Origin of the sequence: Lentzea sp. NPDC042327 (assembly GCF_040647275.1) — a bacterium.
Taxonomy (GTDB): domain Bacteria; phylum Actinomycetota; class Actinomycetes; order Mycobacteriales; family Pseudonocardiaceae; genus Lentzea.
In genome coordinates this window covers 1-15,594 of record NZ_JBEZBX010000033.1, presented here as the reverse complement: position 1 = coordinate 15,594, position 15,594 = coordinate 1, and the positions used below count along the sequence as shown (strand labels likewise).

At 72.6% G+C, this 15,594-nt stretch carries 13 protein-coding genes; 6 read left to right on the top strand and 7 right to left on the bottom strand.

Features of this window, described 5'->3' with window-relative positions; translation table 11 throughout:
* Positions 1–12: 12 nt before the first annotated feature.
* Positions 13–753 (top strand): DeoR/GlpR family DNA-binding transcription regulator, encoded by a 741-nt coding sequence (locus AB0A63_RS39790; RefSeq protein WP_360401756.1) that lies wholly within the window; start codon positions 13–15, stop codon positions 751–753.
* Here the strand turns inward: AB0A63_RS39790 and AB0A63_RS39785 are convergent.
* Positions 740–1,381 (bottom strand): response regulator transcription factor, encoded by a 642-nt coding sequence (locus AB0A63_RS39785; protein ID WP_360401789.1) that lies wholly within the window; start codon positions 1,379–1,381, stop codon positions 740–742. The genes AB0A63_RS39790 and AB0A63_RS39785 overlap by 14 nt on opposite strands.
* A complete protein-coding gene (locus tag AB0A63_RS39780) occupies positions 1,372–2,631 on the bottom strand; it encodes a histidine kinase (protein WP_360401753.1) in 1,260 nt (419 codons plus the stop codon). Before AB0A63_RS39780 ends, AB0A63_RS39785 begins: the two co-directional genes overlap by 10 nt.
* A gap of 85 nt (positions 2,632–2,716) precedes the next feature.
* Here AB0A63_RS39780 and AB0A63_RS39775 point away from each other — a divergent pair, with 85 nt between their 5' ends.
* The 3 genes from AB0A63_RS39775 (at position 2,717) to AB0A63_RS39765 (ending at position 6,675) form a co-directional block, all read left to right on the top strand.
* Entirely contained in the window at positions 2,717–3,463 is a 747-nt protein-coding gene (locus tag AB0A63_RS39775) for an ABC transporter ATP-binding protein (RefSeq protein ID WP_360401750.1), read from the top strand.
* Positions 3,457–5,352 (top strand): ABC transporter permease, encoded by a 1,896-nt coding sequence (locus AB0A63_RS39770; RefSeq protein ID WP_360401747.1) that lies wholly within the window; start codon positions 3,457–3,459, stop codon positions 5,350–5,352. The genes AB0A63_RS39775 and AB0A63_RS39770 overlap by 7 nt, the downstream gene beginning before the upstream one ends.
* Before the next feature lie 81 nt (positions 5,353–5,433).
* Positions 5,434–6,675, top strand: coding sequence for a cytochrome P450 (locus AB0A63_RS39765; protein ID WP_360401786.1), 1,242 nt, complete (start codon positions 5,434–5,436; stop codon positions 6,673–6,675).
* Between the two features lie 3 nt (positions 6,676–6,678).
* Here AB0A63_RS39765 and AB0A63_RS39760 read toward each other — a convergent pair whose 3' ends face one another.
* From AB0A63_RS39760 to AB0A63_RS39750, 3 genes are read right to left on the bottom strand one after another with little or no spacing between them, the layout of a single operon-like run.
* Complete coding sequence (locus tag AB0A63_RS39760; RefSeq protein ID WP_360401744.1) at positions 6,679–8,265, bottom strand: hypothetical protein; 1,587 nt, start codon at positions 8,263–8,265, stop codon at positions 6,679–6,681.
* Positions 8,266–8,325: 60 nt separating this feature from the next.
* Positions 8,326–8,499, bottom strand: a complete 174-nt coding sequence (locus tag AB0A63_RS39755) for a DUF397 domain-containing protein (protein ID WP_360401741.1) — start codon at positions 8,497–8,499, stop codon at positions 8,326–8,328.
* The gene (locus AB0A63_RS39750) at positions 8,474–9,322 is read right to left on the bottom strand and encodes a helix-turn-helix transcriptional regulator (RefSeq protein ID WP_360401738.1); all 849 of its coding nucleotides are present in this window, start codon (positions 9,320–9,322) and stop codon (positions 8,474–8,476) included. Before AB0A63_RS39750 ends, AB0A63_RS39755 begins: the two co-directional genes overlap by 26 nt.
* A gap of 224 nt (positions 9,323–9,546) precedes the next feature.
* Between AB0A63_RS39750 and AB0A63_RS39745 the strand changes: the two genes are divergently transcribed.
* Positions 9,547–10,209: a hypothetical protein gene (locus tag AB0A63_RS39745; protein ID WP_360401735.1), complete on the top strand. Its 663-nt coding sequence runs from the start codon at positions 9,547–9,549 to the stop codon at positions 10,207–10,209.
* On the opposite strand, the gene AB0A63_RS39740 is transcribed toward AB0A63_RS39745, so the two are convergent.
* Together AB0A63_RS39740 and AB0A63_RS39735 are read right to left on the bottom strand one after the other, a co-directional pair.
* Positions 10,178–10,576 carry a hypothetical protein gene (locus AB0A63_RS39740; protein WP_360401732.1) on the bottom strand — a complete coding sequence of 133 codons (399 nt, stop codon included), beginning with the start codon at positions 10,574–10,576 and terminating at the stop codon, positions 10,178–10,180. The two genes, AB0A63_RS39745 and AB0A63_RS39740, sit on opposite strands and share 32 nt — an antisense overlap.
* Positions 10,573–12,231 carry a hypothetical protein gene (locus AB0A63_RS39735; protein ID WP_360401729.1) on the bottom strand — a complete coding sequence of 553 codons (1,659 nt, stop codon included), beginning with the start codon at positions 12,229–12,231 and terminating at the stop codon, positions 10,573–10,575. The genes AB0A63_RS39740 and AB0A63_RS39735 overlap by 4 nt, the downstream gene beginning before the upstream one ends.
* A gap of 232 nt (positions 12,232–12,463) precedes the next feature.
* Here AB0A63_RS39735 and AB0A63_RS39730 point away from each other — a divergent pair.
* The coding region (locus AB0A63_RS39730) for a hypothetical protein (RefSeq protein ID WP_360401726.1) at positions 12,464–15,594 on the top strand (3,131 nt) is incomplete at its 3' end.

The window sequence follows — 15,594 nt, the reverse complement described above, 5'->3', positions numbered from 1 at the left end:
GGAGAAACGTGCATGCTTGCCGCTCAACGCCGTGACCTGCTGCTCGAACGCCTGCGCACCGACGGCCGGATCGTCGCCAAGGACCTCGCCGCGGAGGTCGGCCTGTCCGAGGATACGATCCGCCGCGACCTGCGCGACCTCGCGGCGGCCGGGCTGTGCCAGCGCGTCTACGGCGGCGCGTTGCCCGCCTCGCCCGCGGTCGCCGACTACACCGCGCGGCAGGAGGTGTCGGTGCCCGGCAAGCAGCGGGTCGCCGCGGCGGCAGCGGCGCTGGTCGAACCGGGCAGCACCGTGATCATCGACGGTGGCACGACCGCGCTGGCCGTCGTGCGCGCGTTGCCGTCGGACTTGCGCGCCACGGTCGTCACGCACAGCCCGACGGTCGCGAGTGCGTTGGAGCACCACGAGAACGTGGACGTCTACGTGATCGGTGGCCGGCTGTTCAAGCATTCGATGGTCGCGTGCGGCGCCGCGGCGGTGGAGGCCGCCCAGGGCGTGCACGCCGACCTGTTCCTGCTGGGCGTCACCGGTGTGCACCCGGAGGCAGGGCTGACGACCGGGGACGCGGACGAGGCGGCGATGAAACGCGCGCTGGCCCACCGGGCGGCGGACACCTACGTGCTGGCGAGCGCGGAGAAGATCGGTGCGGCGTCGCGGTTCTCGGTGCTGCCGCTGGAGGAGGTCGCCGGGGTCGTCACCGACGCGGACGACGACGTCGTGCGCGCCCTGCCCGTGCCGGTCATCCGCTCCTGACGGTGCGCAGGTAGGTCAGCACGGCCATGACCCGGCGGTTGACGTCGTCGTCCGGCGGCAGGCCGAGCTTCGCGAGGATGTTGCCGACGTGCTTGCCCACCCCGGCGTCCGACAACGTGAGCCGGCGGGCGATGGCGGCGTTGGAGTGCCCTTCGGCGAGCAGCCCGAGCACCTCGGTCTCGCGGGCGGACAGCGTCGCGAGCGGGGAGCGCCGGACGAGTCCGCGCACCACCTCGGGGTCGATGACCGTGCCGCCCGCGACGACGTGCCGCAGCTTCGCGACGAACTCCTCGACGTCGGCCACCCGGTCCTTGAGCAGGTAGCCGACGCGGTCGCCGCTGTCGATGAGGTCGGCGGCGTGCCGGTGCTCGACGTACTGGCTGAGCACCACGACCGGCAGCCCGGGGTGGTCGCGGCGCAACGCGAGCGCGGCCCGCAGTCCCTCGTCGGTGAAGTCCGGCGGCATGCGGATGTCGGTCAGCACCAGGTCCGGGCCGTGCTCGGTCACGGCGGCCCGCAGCGCCTCCGCGTCCCCGACTGCCGCCACCACCTCGAACCCGAACCGGCCCAGCAGACCGGTGAGCCCTTCGCGCAGCAGCACGCCGTCCTCGGCGAGGACTACTCGGATCGGCACGGGATCTCCACGCGCAGTCGGGTCGGGCCACCGGTCGGGCTGGACAGCAGCATTCTCCCGCCCACCACCGCGACCCGGTCGGCCAGCCCGGTCAGACCGGTGCCGCCGGCCGGGTCGGCACCGCCGTGCCCGTTGTCGACGACCTCGACGACGAGCGCGGACCCCTCCTGCCGTGCCTGGACTTGCGCCTCGGTCGCCTGCGCGTGCTTGGCCACGTTCGTGAGCGCTTCGGACACCACGAAGTACGCCGCCGACTCGACGGCTGCGGGCAGGCGGGTGAGGTCCGCGCTGACGGTGACGGGCAGCGGCATCCGGTCGGCGAGGTCGTCCAGCGCGGCCGCCAGGCCGTGGTCGGTGAGCACCTGCGGGTGGATGTCGCGGATGAGCTCGCGCAGCTCCGCCATCAGCTCCTTGGCCTGCTCGTGCGCCGCCGCGACGTTCTCGTTGCCCGGCAGGTCGACGCGGGCCAGCCCGAGCTGGATCGTGAGGCTGACCAGCCGCTGCTGCGCGCCGTCGTGCAGGTCGCGTTCGATGCGGCGCCGCTCGGCCTCGAACGCGTCGACCAGCCGTGCCCGCGAGGCCGACACCTCGACCAGCTCGGCACGCAGGTCGCCGCGACCGCCGAGCAGCTCCCGCGCCAGCTGGGCCTGCACACCGGTGATCCCGGCCGCGAGGTAGGTGAGCGCCACCAGCCCGGCCAGCCCGACCGCGGTGCACGCCCACGCCTCCGCGGCCGTGCCGACCTCCCAGAACAGCGCGGCCACCGGCCCGTCCACGACCAGGGCCGGCATCAGCGCGAACGCCACCACCAGCAGGAACAGCACGAAGAAGGCCGAGGACACCACCGGCACGACCGTCGCCAGCAGGCACGTGTGGGCGACCTCCCGCCACGTCGCCGCCTCGCCGTAGCGGTGCAGGCCCGCCGCGCGATCGCCGGTCGTGATCGGCCTGGTGTCGACGAGCCGCACCCGCGCCCGTTCCACCTTCGCGAGCTGCGTCGCCAGCACCGGGACAACGGTCGCGGCCAGCACGCCGAGCGCCGCCGACAACACCGCGGCGGGACTCGGCCCCTTGGTCGCGATCGGTTGCCACAGCAGCACGACGAGCGCGAGCGGTGCGCCCGCGACCAACGCCACCGGCAGGTTCGTGACCAGGTACCACAGCGACCGCCACGGCCAGCCGCCCAGCAGGAACCCGCGGCCGGTCACCGCGTCGAGCACCGTCACCGGCGCGCCCTCCCCCATGCGCCCAGGGTAGGCCCAGCCCCACCTCGATCCGGGCGCTGGACGTAGTGCAGGGACCCGGCCCCGCACGGTTGGCTCTGACACCGTGAGCTACGGGGGAACCACACCGTTCGCGGTCGAGCTGCGCGCGGTGACCAAGCAGTACGGGACCAAGTCCGCCACGGTGCGCGCGCTCGACGGGGTCAGCCTCGGCTTCCCGCCCGGCACCTGGACGGCGGTCATGGGGCCGTCCGGGTCGGGCAAGTCGACGCTGCTGCACTGCGCCACCGGCCTGGACCGCGTGACGACCGGCCAGGTGCTGCTGACCGGCGCCGACATCACCAGGGCACCGGAGGCGTACCTGACGACGTTGCGGCGCCGGTCGATCGGCTTCGTCTTCCAGCACTTCAACCTGGTCGCCTCGCTGACGGCCGCGCAGAACGTGGCGCTGCCGTTGAAGCTCGCCGGCTCCCGTGCGTCCACACAGGACATCGCGGAGGCGCTGGGCCGGGTCGGTCTCGCCGACCGGCAGCACCACCGCCCGCGCGAGCTGTCCGGCGGCCAGCAGCAGCGCGTCGCCATCGCCCGCGCGATGATCACCCGGCCGGCCGTGCTGTTCGCCGACGAACCCACCGGCGCACTGGACTCGCGGTCCGCGCGCACGGTGCTGGGCCTGCTGAAGGACCTCGTCACCGCCGGTCAGACGATCATCATGGTCACCCACGACCCCGCCGCCGCGGCCTCGGCCGACTCGGTGGTCTTCCTCTCCGACGGCCGGGTGGTCGACCGGCTCGACCGGCCCACCACCCACGCGGTGGCGGAACGCCTGGCACGCCTGGAGGAGTCGTGCTGACCCTGTCGCTGAGCACGTTGCGCGAACGCTGGCCGTTGTTCGTCGGCGCCGTTATGACCGTGGCGCTGGGCGTCGCGCTCGTGCAGGCGGCCCTGCTGGTCATGGCCGCCACCGGGCGCGGCTGGGTGCCGCCGGGCGTCACCGAGGAGGAGGCGCTGCGGATCAACGAGGGGTACGTCGGCGCCGCCACGCTGCTCGGGATGACCGTGCCGCTCGCCGCGTTCCTCGCGGTGTTCATCGTCGGGTCGACGTTCGCGTTCACCGTCGCCCAGCGCAGCCGCGACCTCGCACTGCTGAGCGTGCTGGGAGCGAACCGGCGTCAGCTGCGCCGCCTGCTGCTGTGCGAGGCGTTGTTCCTCGGCGTCTTCGGCACGCTGGTCGGCGTCGTCCTCGCGTTCCCCGCCACGCTGGCGCAGTCGGCCGTGCTGCACGGCTTCGGCTTCCTGCCCGACGGCTTCGAGGCGCCGTTCGGCCCGTGGGTGCTGGGCGCGTCGGTGCCGATCGGCGTGGGCGTGGCGGTCCTCGGCGTGCTGTCGGCGTCCCGCGGCGCCGCGCGGGTCCAGCCGCTCGACGCCTTGCGCGACACCGGTTCCGCAGCACGGGTGATGACGCCGGGAAGGTGGGTCACCGGCCTGCTGTGCGCTGCCGCCACGGCCGGGTTCATCGCGCTGACCCGCTCCGGCGACCTGCTGGTGGCGCTCGGAATGTCGTTGCTGATCTCGATGACCGGCTCAGTCGCCCTGAGCAGGCTGAGCCCGCTGCTGGTCCCCCTGGTGGGCCGGCTGTTCGTCCTTCCCGGAAGCACTCTCGCCGAGCTGGCACGGGCGAACCTGCGCGACGGCGTCCGCCGCAGCGCCTCGACCGCCGCACCGCTGATCGTCCTCGTCGCGCTGGTCCTGGGCATCGACGGTTCCCTCGGGTCGCTGGCGAAGCTCACCGGCGTCGAACAGGAGCGGTCCGTCCGCGCCGACCTGGTCGTCGACTCGACCGGCGCCCAGTCCGCCCGCCTCGCCGCACTCCCCGGCGTCGCCGTGGCCGCCCCGCAGAGCCTCCTCCCGGTGTCGATCACGGCCCTGAGCGCCGAGTCCCCCGACGACCCGCCCCGCCCGCAGACCTACGACCAGCTCGTGTTCGCCGTCGACCCGGTGACCTACCTGGAGACCCACGTGGCCCAGCCCCGCTCCGGCGACCTCGCCGCCCTGACCGGCCCGACGGTCGCCGGCGGTTCCGCGGTGTGGGGCGACCGCCTGGTCGGTGAGACGGTCACCCTGCGGCACAACGGCCAGGAGACCACCCTCCGCTTCGTCGCCCGCCTGCCGGAGACGCTGGCGCTGGGCGAGGAGTTCCTGGTCTCCCGCGACGCCGTCCCCGCGGACCTGCTCGCCACCTCCCCCACGCAGACGTTCCTGCGCCTCACCCCCGGCACCGACCCCGCCACCGTCCGCTCCGCCATCGCCGCCGGGGACCTCGGCACCGTCCGCACCGTCGCCGAGTGGGCCGGTGCCGCCGCGAAGGCCCAGCAGGGCGGCAACCTCGTCATCATGGCCGTCCTCATGGGACTGTCCGGTCTGTACGCGGCCATCGCCGCCGTCAACGCCGTGGTCATCGCCGGTGCCGAACGCCGCGCCGAGTTCGCGGTCCTGCGCCTGTCCGGCCTCACCCGCCGGCAGGTCACCACGGCCGCGTTGATCGAGTCGACCGTGGTCACCGTGGTCGGTCTGCTGCTCGGTGCCCTGGTGGCGGCGGGGGCGTTGATCGGGGTGGCCGGTGGGACGGGTGGCGTCGTGGCCGTGCCGTGGGGGTTGTTCGGCGTGCTCTCGGCGGGCGCGCTGGTGGTCACCGCGGTCGCTTGCGCGCTCACGACCTGGAAGGTCTCCTCAACCTCGTGAACCAGCGCCTACCCTGGGCGTCGTTCCCGTGCGAAGGAGGCGACCATCAAAACGGTCATCCGCTGGGGCTTGAACCACGGCGTGCCGAGGGTGGCGTTGCGCCTGGCCGCGCGCAAGGGCGACCTCCAGGGCCGCATCACGGTCGAGGCGAACAACGGCAACGACCTCACGGGGTTGTTCGACGAGATCAGGGCACACGGCCCCTTGGCGCCCACCGGCATCGGACACGTCACGACCAGCCACGCCGCCGTGCGCGAGGTGCTGGGCAGTGACGCCTTCCAGGCCAGCCGCCCCCGTTACGGCAACGGTGTGCTGGGCAGGATCGCGGACTGGGCGGCCACCGACGTGCTGCACCCGGTGCAGCCGCCGTCGCTGCTGGTCACCGAGCCGCCCGCGCACACCCGCTACCGCAAGCTCGTCACGCGCGTGTTCACCGTGCGCGCGGTCGAGCAGCTGCGGCACCGCACGCAGGAGATCGCGGACCAGCTCCTCGACGGCCTCGACCCGAGCGACCCGGTGGACCTGATCCAGACCTACTGCGGCCTGCTGCCGGTCACGGTGATCTCCGAGATCCTCGGCGTGCCGCAGGAAGACCGCGCGAGGGTGCTGGCGTTCGGCGCCTCCGCGGCACCGAGCCTCGACCTGGGCCTGTCGTGGCGGGTGTTCCGCGACGTCGAGACGACGCTGGCCGAGTTCGACGCCTGGCTCAGCCGCCACATCGACGCCCTGCGCGCCAGGCCCGGCACCGACCTGCTCAGCCGCCTGGTCACCGCGAGCGACGACGGCGTGGGCCTCACCGAACGCGAGCTCAAGTCCACGGCGGGCCTGGTGCTGGCGGCGGGGTTCGAGACGACGGTGAACCTGCTCGGCAACGGCATCTCGCTGCTGGCCGGCCACCCCGGGCAGCTGGAGGTGCTGCGCGCGCGGCCGGAGCTGTGGGCGAACACCGTCGACGAGGTGCTGCGCCACGACCCGCCGGTGCTGCTGACCGGCCGGACCTGCGTGAAGGACACCGAGGTCCTCGGCGTGCCGGTCCGCCGCGGGCAGCTCGTCGCGACCGTGCTGGCCGGTGCGAACCGCGACCCGGACGTGTTCACCGACCCGCACACCTTCGACGTGACCCGCACCAACGCGCGCGACCACGTGTCGTTCGGAGCGGGCCGCCACTACTGCCTCGGGGCGGCGCTCGCGCGGATGGAGGGCGAGATCGGGCTGCGGGCGATGTTCCGGCGGTTCCCGGGGCTGCGGCTGGAGCAGGGCGCCGGTCGGCGACCGACGCGCATCCTGCGCGGGTTCGAACGGCTGCCGGTCAGCCTGGGTTGAGCGTCACGAGACCAGCGACAGACCGGGGCGCACCCCGGCCACCGGCTCGGCGGGCACCGCGGCCGGCACCACGACCTCGTCCCCGCCGATCTCCCGCGTGATCCACGCCCCCGACTCGACCATCACCTTCAACGTCCGCACGTCGAGCGCCTGGATGCGCCCCAGGTACCACTCGTCGGAGGCCAGCGAGCCCATCCGGTCGCCCATGCGCGCCTTGACGTCCTTGACGCGCTGGAAGAGTTCGGCGACCAGCGGCTCGCGGTCGAACGGGCCGGTCAGGCCGTCGCGGATGCGGTCCTCGATGCCGCGCGGCACGCCGTCGGCGTCGGGCATCAGCATCGTGGTCCAGGCGCGGGACTTCTCGCGGTACTGGAGCTGCTGCATGATCCCCTCGTGCTGGGCGAAGTCGGCGGCGCGGAAACCGCGGCCCTTCCAGCGCTGGAACAGGTTCACCGCGAGCGACTGGGCGCTCTTCAGGCCCGTGTTGAGGCCGCGGCCGGGCCAGAAGTGCAGGGAGTTGGCGGCGTCGCCGAGCAGGAAGCCGTACGTGGACGGCGAGAGCTGCGCGGTGAACTTCGACATCTGCTGCATGCCCAGGGTGAACGACGTGATGCCCACGACGTCGGCCACGCCGGCGCCGAAGAACCGCAGGCCGTCGAGAATCCGGGGCCACAGGTAGGAGAGCTTGTCCACGGACGGCTTGAACACCGAGCGGTGCCGGTCGCACACGAAGCGACCGCCCTCGGGGCGCATCGTGCAGCCGAACCTGCCGATGCACGCGATGGGGCAGTTGGCGCCCAGCGCGACGATCTCCGAGGCCTCCTCCGCGGTGAGGCGCATGTTGATGAAGCCGCCGCCCATCGAGTTGAACAGGAACCGGTTCTGCGCCACCGTCAACGGCACGGTGTGCTCGTCGGGCACCTTCGACGACACCACGCGGATGCCCAGCACGCGCTCGTCCAGCGGCGAACCGTCCACACTGAACAGTTCGCGTGACGGCGTGCCGAAGTGCGGCTTCAGGGCCTCGCGGGTCGCGGAACGGGCGCCGTCGGCGATGGCGAGCACGTGCAGGCCGTCCCACTTCGAGGGAACGGTGTAGGCCTGCGGCAGCAGCTCGATGCCGAGGTCCTGGGCCAGGTCCAGCAGCGCGTCCTCGATCCAGCGGATCTTGATGTTGCGCGGACGGCCCTTCGACGCGGGTGAGTCGGGGCCGAGCGGCCACATCTCGGAGAAGCGGCCGTCGGCGAACAACCGCTGCCGCACCTCGGCGGGCAGGGCGGCCCAGACGTTGCTCTGCAGCGTCACGACCTGCTCGCGGCGGTTGTTGCCGTCGGAGGCGTCCTTCCACACGACGCGGCCCGCGTGGCGCTTCCAGCGGCGGTCGTGCACGCGCAGCGAGACCTGGTCGCCGAGCATCGTCTTCAGCGAGCACGCGAACGCCAGCCCGACCGGGCCGCCGCCCGCGACGTCGACGCGCATCGGGGCGGTGCGCCGCGGCAGGCGCACGAGCTGTGCGCCCTGACGCGGCAGCATCACCGTCGGGCCGGCCGCCTGGCCGAACAGGACCGTCTTCTCGTCGTCGCGTGCCATCGAACCGCTCCCCCTGCTCACCTGGTGACGGCGATGACACGTGGTGAGACGGGGAACGGTTCAACGAGTTTCGAGAAAGTTCTTCCACGCGCCGGGAGCGAACGTCAGGACGGCGCCCCCGGGGTTCTTCGAGTCGCGCACGAGGGCGTCGCCGCACAGCGCGACCTCGACGCAGTTGCCATCCTCGGTACCGTCGCTGTAGCTGCTCTTACGCCAACGGCGTTCCTCGGTCATCGAAGTCCCCTCGCGGTCGGCCGACGTACTCCGCCAGCTTGCTCCGCGATTGTTCCTCATCCAAGGCGACCTCAGCCAAACGGTCGAACAGCAACCGGGTGCGCACGATCGCCGCCGGGTCCTGCACGAACACCTTCGCCAGATCCGTCTCGGTGAACGCGACCGGCATGGCCTTGTCGTACTCCCACAGCACGCACCCCGACGACGTCACCGCCGCACCGGCCGGCACGATCCTGATCATTCGCACGGCGAACAGCAGCTGGAGGTACTGCTCCTCCATGACCTGACCGTTCCCCACCTGCAATTCCAGCGCATGCTCATGGATGTAGAACAAGCAAGTCGGCCGATCGTGTCGCCGCAGCAACGACTGGCGGTCCGTCCGCACCTGCACCAGGGCCGGAATCCGCTCCTCCGGGACGAACCCGGTCATCCGGTACAGCCCGTCGGCGTACTCCGGCGTCTGGACGAGTCCGGGCACTGACCGCATGTCGTAGCTGGTGATCGTCGTGGCTGTCGTTTCCGCCAGCGCGAGCGTGCGCATGTTGTCGGAGACCTGCACGACGTACTCGTCGAACGCGGTTCGGTAGCGCCGTTTGAAGTCCTCGAAGAAGTCGACGTCCTTGCCGCACATCGTCAGGTACTGCACGAGGTCGATCTCGCTGGCGCGGTACTTGCCGTGCTCGATGGTGGACACCTTGCTGGGGTCCCAGCCGAGCCGGACGGCGAGCGCGGCGCCGCTCAGGTTCGTGGAGGTCTCCCGCAACCGGCGCAGCTCGTCGCCCAGGTCGCGGCTGTACGCCGTGGATGGTGTGGTGGTGGCCATAGGCTGACGCTAGGGGTTGCTCGAAGAGCACGTACCGGCTCATTCGGGTGAAAATGATCAGCGGCCGATGTTGTGCGGTGGACCGGCTGCGAACGGCCGTGACCGCAGCGTCACGTGGCCATCGTCACGACAGCGCCATTCGGACGAACTTGAGCCTTCACGGGTAACTCCGGCTCGGTCGCCGAACGATAGCCAGGCGTCCCCCGCTGCCGAAAGTGGTGCCCATGGAGCCGGACCTCGACGGCCTGTTCGAGATCGCCGTTGACGCCCTTGACGAACCCGAACGCGGCCAGGTGCTGGCCTGGCTCGCGGGCGCCGTCATCGGATCAGGACACACCCAACGTCTCGCGCGCGGCGCGCGTGACGTCGTCCTGCTGCTGCCCGACCGCCTGGTGGTGGTGCGGCCAGACCCGTTCCAGTCGTGGTCGTACCCGCGCGAGCTGGTGGTGAGCGCGCTGTTCGCGGCCGACCACGCCCAGTTCGAGGTGGCCGACGACCAGGTGGAGGTCGACTGGGAGTTCTGGATCGACAAGCAGCTCACCGCGTCCGCGCCGTTCATCGAGGCGGTCGAGGCGTGGCTGGTGCAGGAGAAACCGCCGGGCAAGGGCGGACTCGCGCTCGGTCTGCTGATCATGACCCTGGTCGTCGGCGGCCTGTACTTCGCGGGCGGTGCCTCCGGGCCGTCCGACGGGCCGCTGAACGCGCGGTCGACGTGCAACGAGTTCCTGTTCGCCGGTGCCGACCAGCAGCTCGCGATCCTGACGAAGCTGTTCAAGGACGCGGGCAAGGAGGACGACGCGAAGAACCCCGAGGTGCTGCGCGAGTCCGGGCACCGCTGCGAGCAGAACGGCACGGCTACCTTGGACTCGCTCGTCGGCAACCGCTGACCACCGCGGCCGCCACCAGCACACCGGCCGCGATGAACCCGTTGTAGTTGTACACGCGCAGGGAGTCGTAGTCCTCCTGGGTGAGGAACGCCGTCCCCTGCTCCGCGGGGTGGTCCAGCCACAGGAACACGAGCAGCCCCGCGCACCCGGCCAGCACGACGGCGTCCCGCCGCCACCCGGCCACCACCGCCGCGACGACCACCACGGCGACCAGCTCGTACCGGGTGCAGAGCCGCAGCTCGTCGAGCAGCGGCAGCAGCCACCCCGGGTCCTGCCCGAACGGCACGGCGACCGGTTCGGCGAACCGGTCGGCCAGGCCGATGGCGACCGCGAGCACCGCGGCCACCACCGCGACGACCCTGCTCATCCGCCGGTCCGGTGCGGCAGCAGGCCCGGCCGTGGCGCGTCCCGCGCCAAGCCCGGCAACAGGCTCCAGTACTCGTCGTCGTTGTCGGCGCAGTCCACGCGGAGCGTCCGCGTGTACGCCGGACACGTCCCGTCCGGTTGCCGTGTCAGGTGTGAGGCCAGCGCGAGCATGCCCAGCGAGTGGTCCGAACGCGGCATGTAGCGGTCGCCGATCGACGACCCGGCCATCGCGATCAGCACGAACATCCCCGCCAGCGCGGCGATCCGCAGCGAACGCGCACCGAGCCACGGCCGCAGCTTCGGCAGGCCCTCCAGCCGTTGCACGCCGAAGTACAGCGCGAAACCGCACAGCAGCAACATCGTGTAGAGCAGCTCGGCGGTGCTGCGCGGGTAGAGCTGCACGGCGTCGCGCTCGTACATCGTCGAGGCGTAGTAGAACCGGACCAGCCACGCGCCGGCGAAGAGGCTCGTCAGCAGGATCACGGCGGTCCGGTTGCGCCCCACCGCGATCGCCGCGGCCACACCGACGAGCGCGATGATCGTGAACACGCCCACGCCGCCCAGCTCACCGGGCGGCGGCCACGGACCCGGTTCCGCGCCGGGCATGTCGCCGCGGGTCATCGCGATGTAGGTCGGTTCGGTGTGGACGTCGAAGTAGAAGTAGCGGTCCGTCATGCCGCTCGACGAGGACAGGATGGTGGACAGGTGGAGGTATGACACCGCGACGAACGTCACCGTCGTCACCGCCAGCAGCGTGAGACCGCGCCACAGGCCCGTGCGCCACGGGAACACCACCAGTGCCGCCACGACCGCACCGGGTGCCGACCACACGAACCAGCCCGAGTAGACGAGGAACACCACACCGACCACGGCGCCGACCCCGATGCCGCGCACCACGAGCGCGCGGTACGTGAACTGGTCGGCCCTGCGCAGGCGGTGCAGCAGGAACAACATCACCGGCACCAGCACGACGAGCATCAGGTTCGCGTAGACCTTGTACGGCTCGATGAGCACCATGCCCGGCACCACGCCCAGCACCAGCGCCCACATCGGCCGCAGCACCAGCCGCCAGGCCAGGTACGCGACCGGGCCGAACAGCGCGGTCCCGGTGATCTGCAGCACCTTGAGCGCGTGCTCGGGCGTGCTGCCGGTGAGCTCGCTGAACCACGCCATCGCGTGGATGAAGCCCGGTGGGTAGGTGTACGGCATCCCACCGGTCTCGATCAGCGACCGCGCCCACCCGACCACCACGCCCGCGTCGCCGTAGACCGCGAACAGGCCGAAGGTGGTGCCGCGCAACGCGACCACCACCGCACCCGCCACCAGCGCGCTGAACAACCCCGCCGCGGCGGCGGCAGCGAGCCGTTCGACGACGTGCGCGTACCGCTTCCGCGCGGCGACGACCACCGCGACGAGCACGGCCAGCGCGATCACCGCGAACCCCAGCTGCAGACCCGCCAGACCGCTGACCTGGCCCACCCGGTCCACCGGGTCGACCTCCACCCCGCGCGCCCACAGCAGCAGCACCCCGGCCGCACCGAGCGAGGTGAGCACCTCGCCGCCGATCAGCGACCACCTCCGCCGTCTCCACGTCCGGACAGGGTCGGCGTCGACCAGGTCGGGCACCGCGGACGGCACTAGCTCAAGAGACAACATCCCCCACGTCACTTCCTCGCCTGAGCGCTGTGCAGCGCTTCCCCCAGAAGGAAGAGAACGGGCCAACCCCAGGTACACCGACCGCACCGTCACAGGAGTTCCCAGGCTCCCGGCGCGGTCAGGCGGTGCCACGCTCCTCCGGTCCGAGGGTAGCCGCTGTGGCAGCACGCGTGCGCACGCCCTGGGCAAATCCGGTCGCGCCAGGTCGGTGGCGACCGGAGAATCACCCGCTGTGACCACTACCGCCGCCGCCCTGCTCACCGCGATCGACCCGCTGCCCGCACCCGCGCGGCAACGGCACATCGCCACGACCGCGCTCTCGCTGGCTGGCACCGCCGAGCTCGACGCCGTGCTGCGGGACCTGGCGGGGCGGGGCACGTTCGAGCGGCGGCTGGCGGTGCAGCTGGCGGCCATCGCGGGGCACCGCGAGCACGTCCGGCGGGAGCTCGCGGCACCGCAGACGGCGGTGCAGTGGACGGCGCTGCGGGCGGCGGTCCGGCTGGGCCTGCCCGCAGAGGTGTTCCTCGAACGCCTGCCGGAGATGGCGGCCGCGACCCGGCGGCGGCTCTACCGGCTGGTGCGCCGGGAGCAGGCGACGGCGCTGGCCGACGCGCTCCTGCCGGTCGTGTGGGAGCGGCACGGCGACGACGAGGCCGCGGCGCTGCTCGTGGCCTGCTCGGCGCCGCCGTTGCGGGAGCTGGAGCACGCGGCGGCGAACTGGTCGGCGATCGGCAAGCGGCACCCGGCGGCGTTGCTCGACCTGGTCGAGGCGGAGCTGGCCGCGGCACCGGTGTCGGCGTGGAAGCAGATCTGGTCCCACCGCGAGGTCGCCGTGCGCAGTGCGGCGGAAAAGCTGCCCATGCGCGTGCTGGACCTGGTCGAACGGGTGGCGCCGCACGTGTGGTCAGTGCGGCTGCCGTCGGTGCTGGCCCGCGTCGCGCCGGAGCGGGTCGCCGGTCTGCTCGCCCAGGACTCCGCGCACCAGCCCGCCAGCGGCCGTTTCTGGCGGCGCCTCGCCGGTGTCGACGAGCGGGCGCTGGTCGCCGTCGCACGCCGGCTGCACCCCTCCGGGCTGCGGCACCTGCTGCACGCGCTGCCGCCGTCGCGCCGGGCGTCCGTCTACGAGGGAGCCGTGGGCGAGCGGCCGGACGTGCCGTTCGCGGTGCTGGACGAGCTGCCGGTGGCCGACCGCGCGGTGCAGGCACGACGGCTGCTCGGGCTGCGGCGGGTCGCGGACTCGCCGTCCCAGCGGCTGGCGGTGACCGCGCGGCTGCCGTGGGAGGAGGCGCGGGAACCGTTGCTGGCGGCCACGAAGCGCGCCACGGCGGACGAACGCGCCGAGGCCTACCCGCTCTACGTCCAGGCCGCGGCGGCGAGCAAGGACCCCGACGCGTTCGCCGCGATGCTCGCGACCCTCACCCGGCTGCCGAACGAGCAGGACCCGGTGCGCGCCCCGGCGCTCATGGCGCTGGCGAAGGTGCCGGCGTGGCTGTTCCGCGCGTCCGAGGCACCGTTGCTGGCCAAGCTGCTCCTCGACGCGACCCGTGCGCGGGACAGCTCGTGGAGCACCTGGCACGCGGTGCAGGAGCTCGCGACCGCACTGGTCCGGCAGGGCGCCGTGACGAGCGAGCCGGTGCTCGTGGAGACCGGCCTCGACGGCCTGAACCTGGTGGGAGAGCACAACTCCCACGTCCACCTGCCGGGCCTGCACCGGTCGCTGCCGCGCGGCGCCGAGCACCAGGTGTTCGCGGCCCTGCGGCCCAGGATGACCGCCGACGCGGGACGCGACCAGTACTCGCTCGTGCTCGCGCTGGCCGCGGGCCTCGAGCGCAGGGCGTGGCACCTGCCCGAACTGCAGGACCTCGTCGGGCGGGCGCGCTTCGCGGCGCAGGAAACCGTTGCGTGCCAGGCGATCGTCCTGTGGCTGGCACCGACGGCCACCCGTGACGACCGGGTCGGGCAGGTGCTGTCCGACGACATCTCGTCGATCGTGCTCGGCGAGGTCCAGCGGGCCGTGTCGATGCGCCGCACGGACCTCCTCGACCTGGTGGTGGGCCGGCGCGTGCGCGGCCGGTTCTGGAACTCCGACGTCGCCTTCGTCCCGCACTACACCCGGTGCTTCCACCTGTGGATGCCCCGGCAGATCGCGGAGCACGCGGCCCAGCTCGCGTCGATCGCGCGGTCGACCGGCCACGCGGTCCTCGCGCGGGTGAACGCCACCACCGCGCTCGGCCAGGTCCCCGGCACCGCAGCGACCCTGCGCACCCTGTTGCGCGACAACGAGGTCCGGGTGGCCGAGGCGGCGCTGAGCGCCCTGGCGTGGACCGACGAACCGGCCGACGTGCTCCCGGACCTGCTGGCGCTGGCCGACACCGACCGCGCCCGCGTCGCCGTGTACGCCGCAACCCGTTGCGCACGCTTCACCCCACCCACCCGCTTGCGCGCGCTGCTCGCACCGGTGTTGCGCGGCAAGAAGGTGACGTCGCGCAAGGAGGCCGTCCGCCTGCTCGCCGAACACCAGGTGCCCGGCACACTCCCCGAGCTGGCGGCGATCTGGCCGGACACCCACCGCGACATCAAGCGCGCCATCGTCTCGGCGTGCCGCTACTTCCTCGACGACGAGGCCGCCTGGGACCTGCTGTCGGCAGCGGCCGAAGGCGAGGCCCCCGTGGCGCTGTCGGTGCTGGACCTGCCACCGCAGGACGTCGCCGACCGCCACCGCACCCGTTACGCGTCACTGGTCCGCGCGATCGCCGTGCGCCCCGAACCGGAAGCCGCCCGGCGGGCACTGGCCACCCTGCCGCTGTGGTCGCGCTGGGACACCGGCGGCACGGACCTGCTCGCCGACCTCACCACCGACCTCACCCGCACCGCAACCTGGCAGCAGGCCCTCACCGCCCTGGTCGCCGCCTGCGAGGACGACCTCACCCCGTTGCGCACGGCAGTGACCCGCCTGCTGTCCACACTGGACACCCACAACGCCGAACCGGACCGCGACCTCCCCGCACGCCAACGCATCCGCGCAGTCGTCCGCCTCCTCGCCGACGACCGCACCTCCCCCACCCACCGCGCCTTCGAACGCCTGCTGGCCCACGACCTGGCCACCCCCATGCCGCGCGAAGCGATCCGCCTGGCCGCGAGCGCCGTCGACTGGCAGGCCGACGACGTCCTCGACCAGGTGCTGTTCACCGCCTCCCTGGCCACCCGCCCGACGCTCGCACTGGACGCCCGCACCGAACTTCAGCGCTGGCTGCGCCACAACGCCGCCAAGACCACCCCCGCACAGCTCCGCACCCTGGCCACCGCCCTGCTCGCCCCGGCGCCCTTGGTGGCCCTCGGTTTCGCCGACGTGGCCGGCGAAAC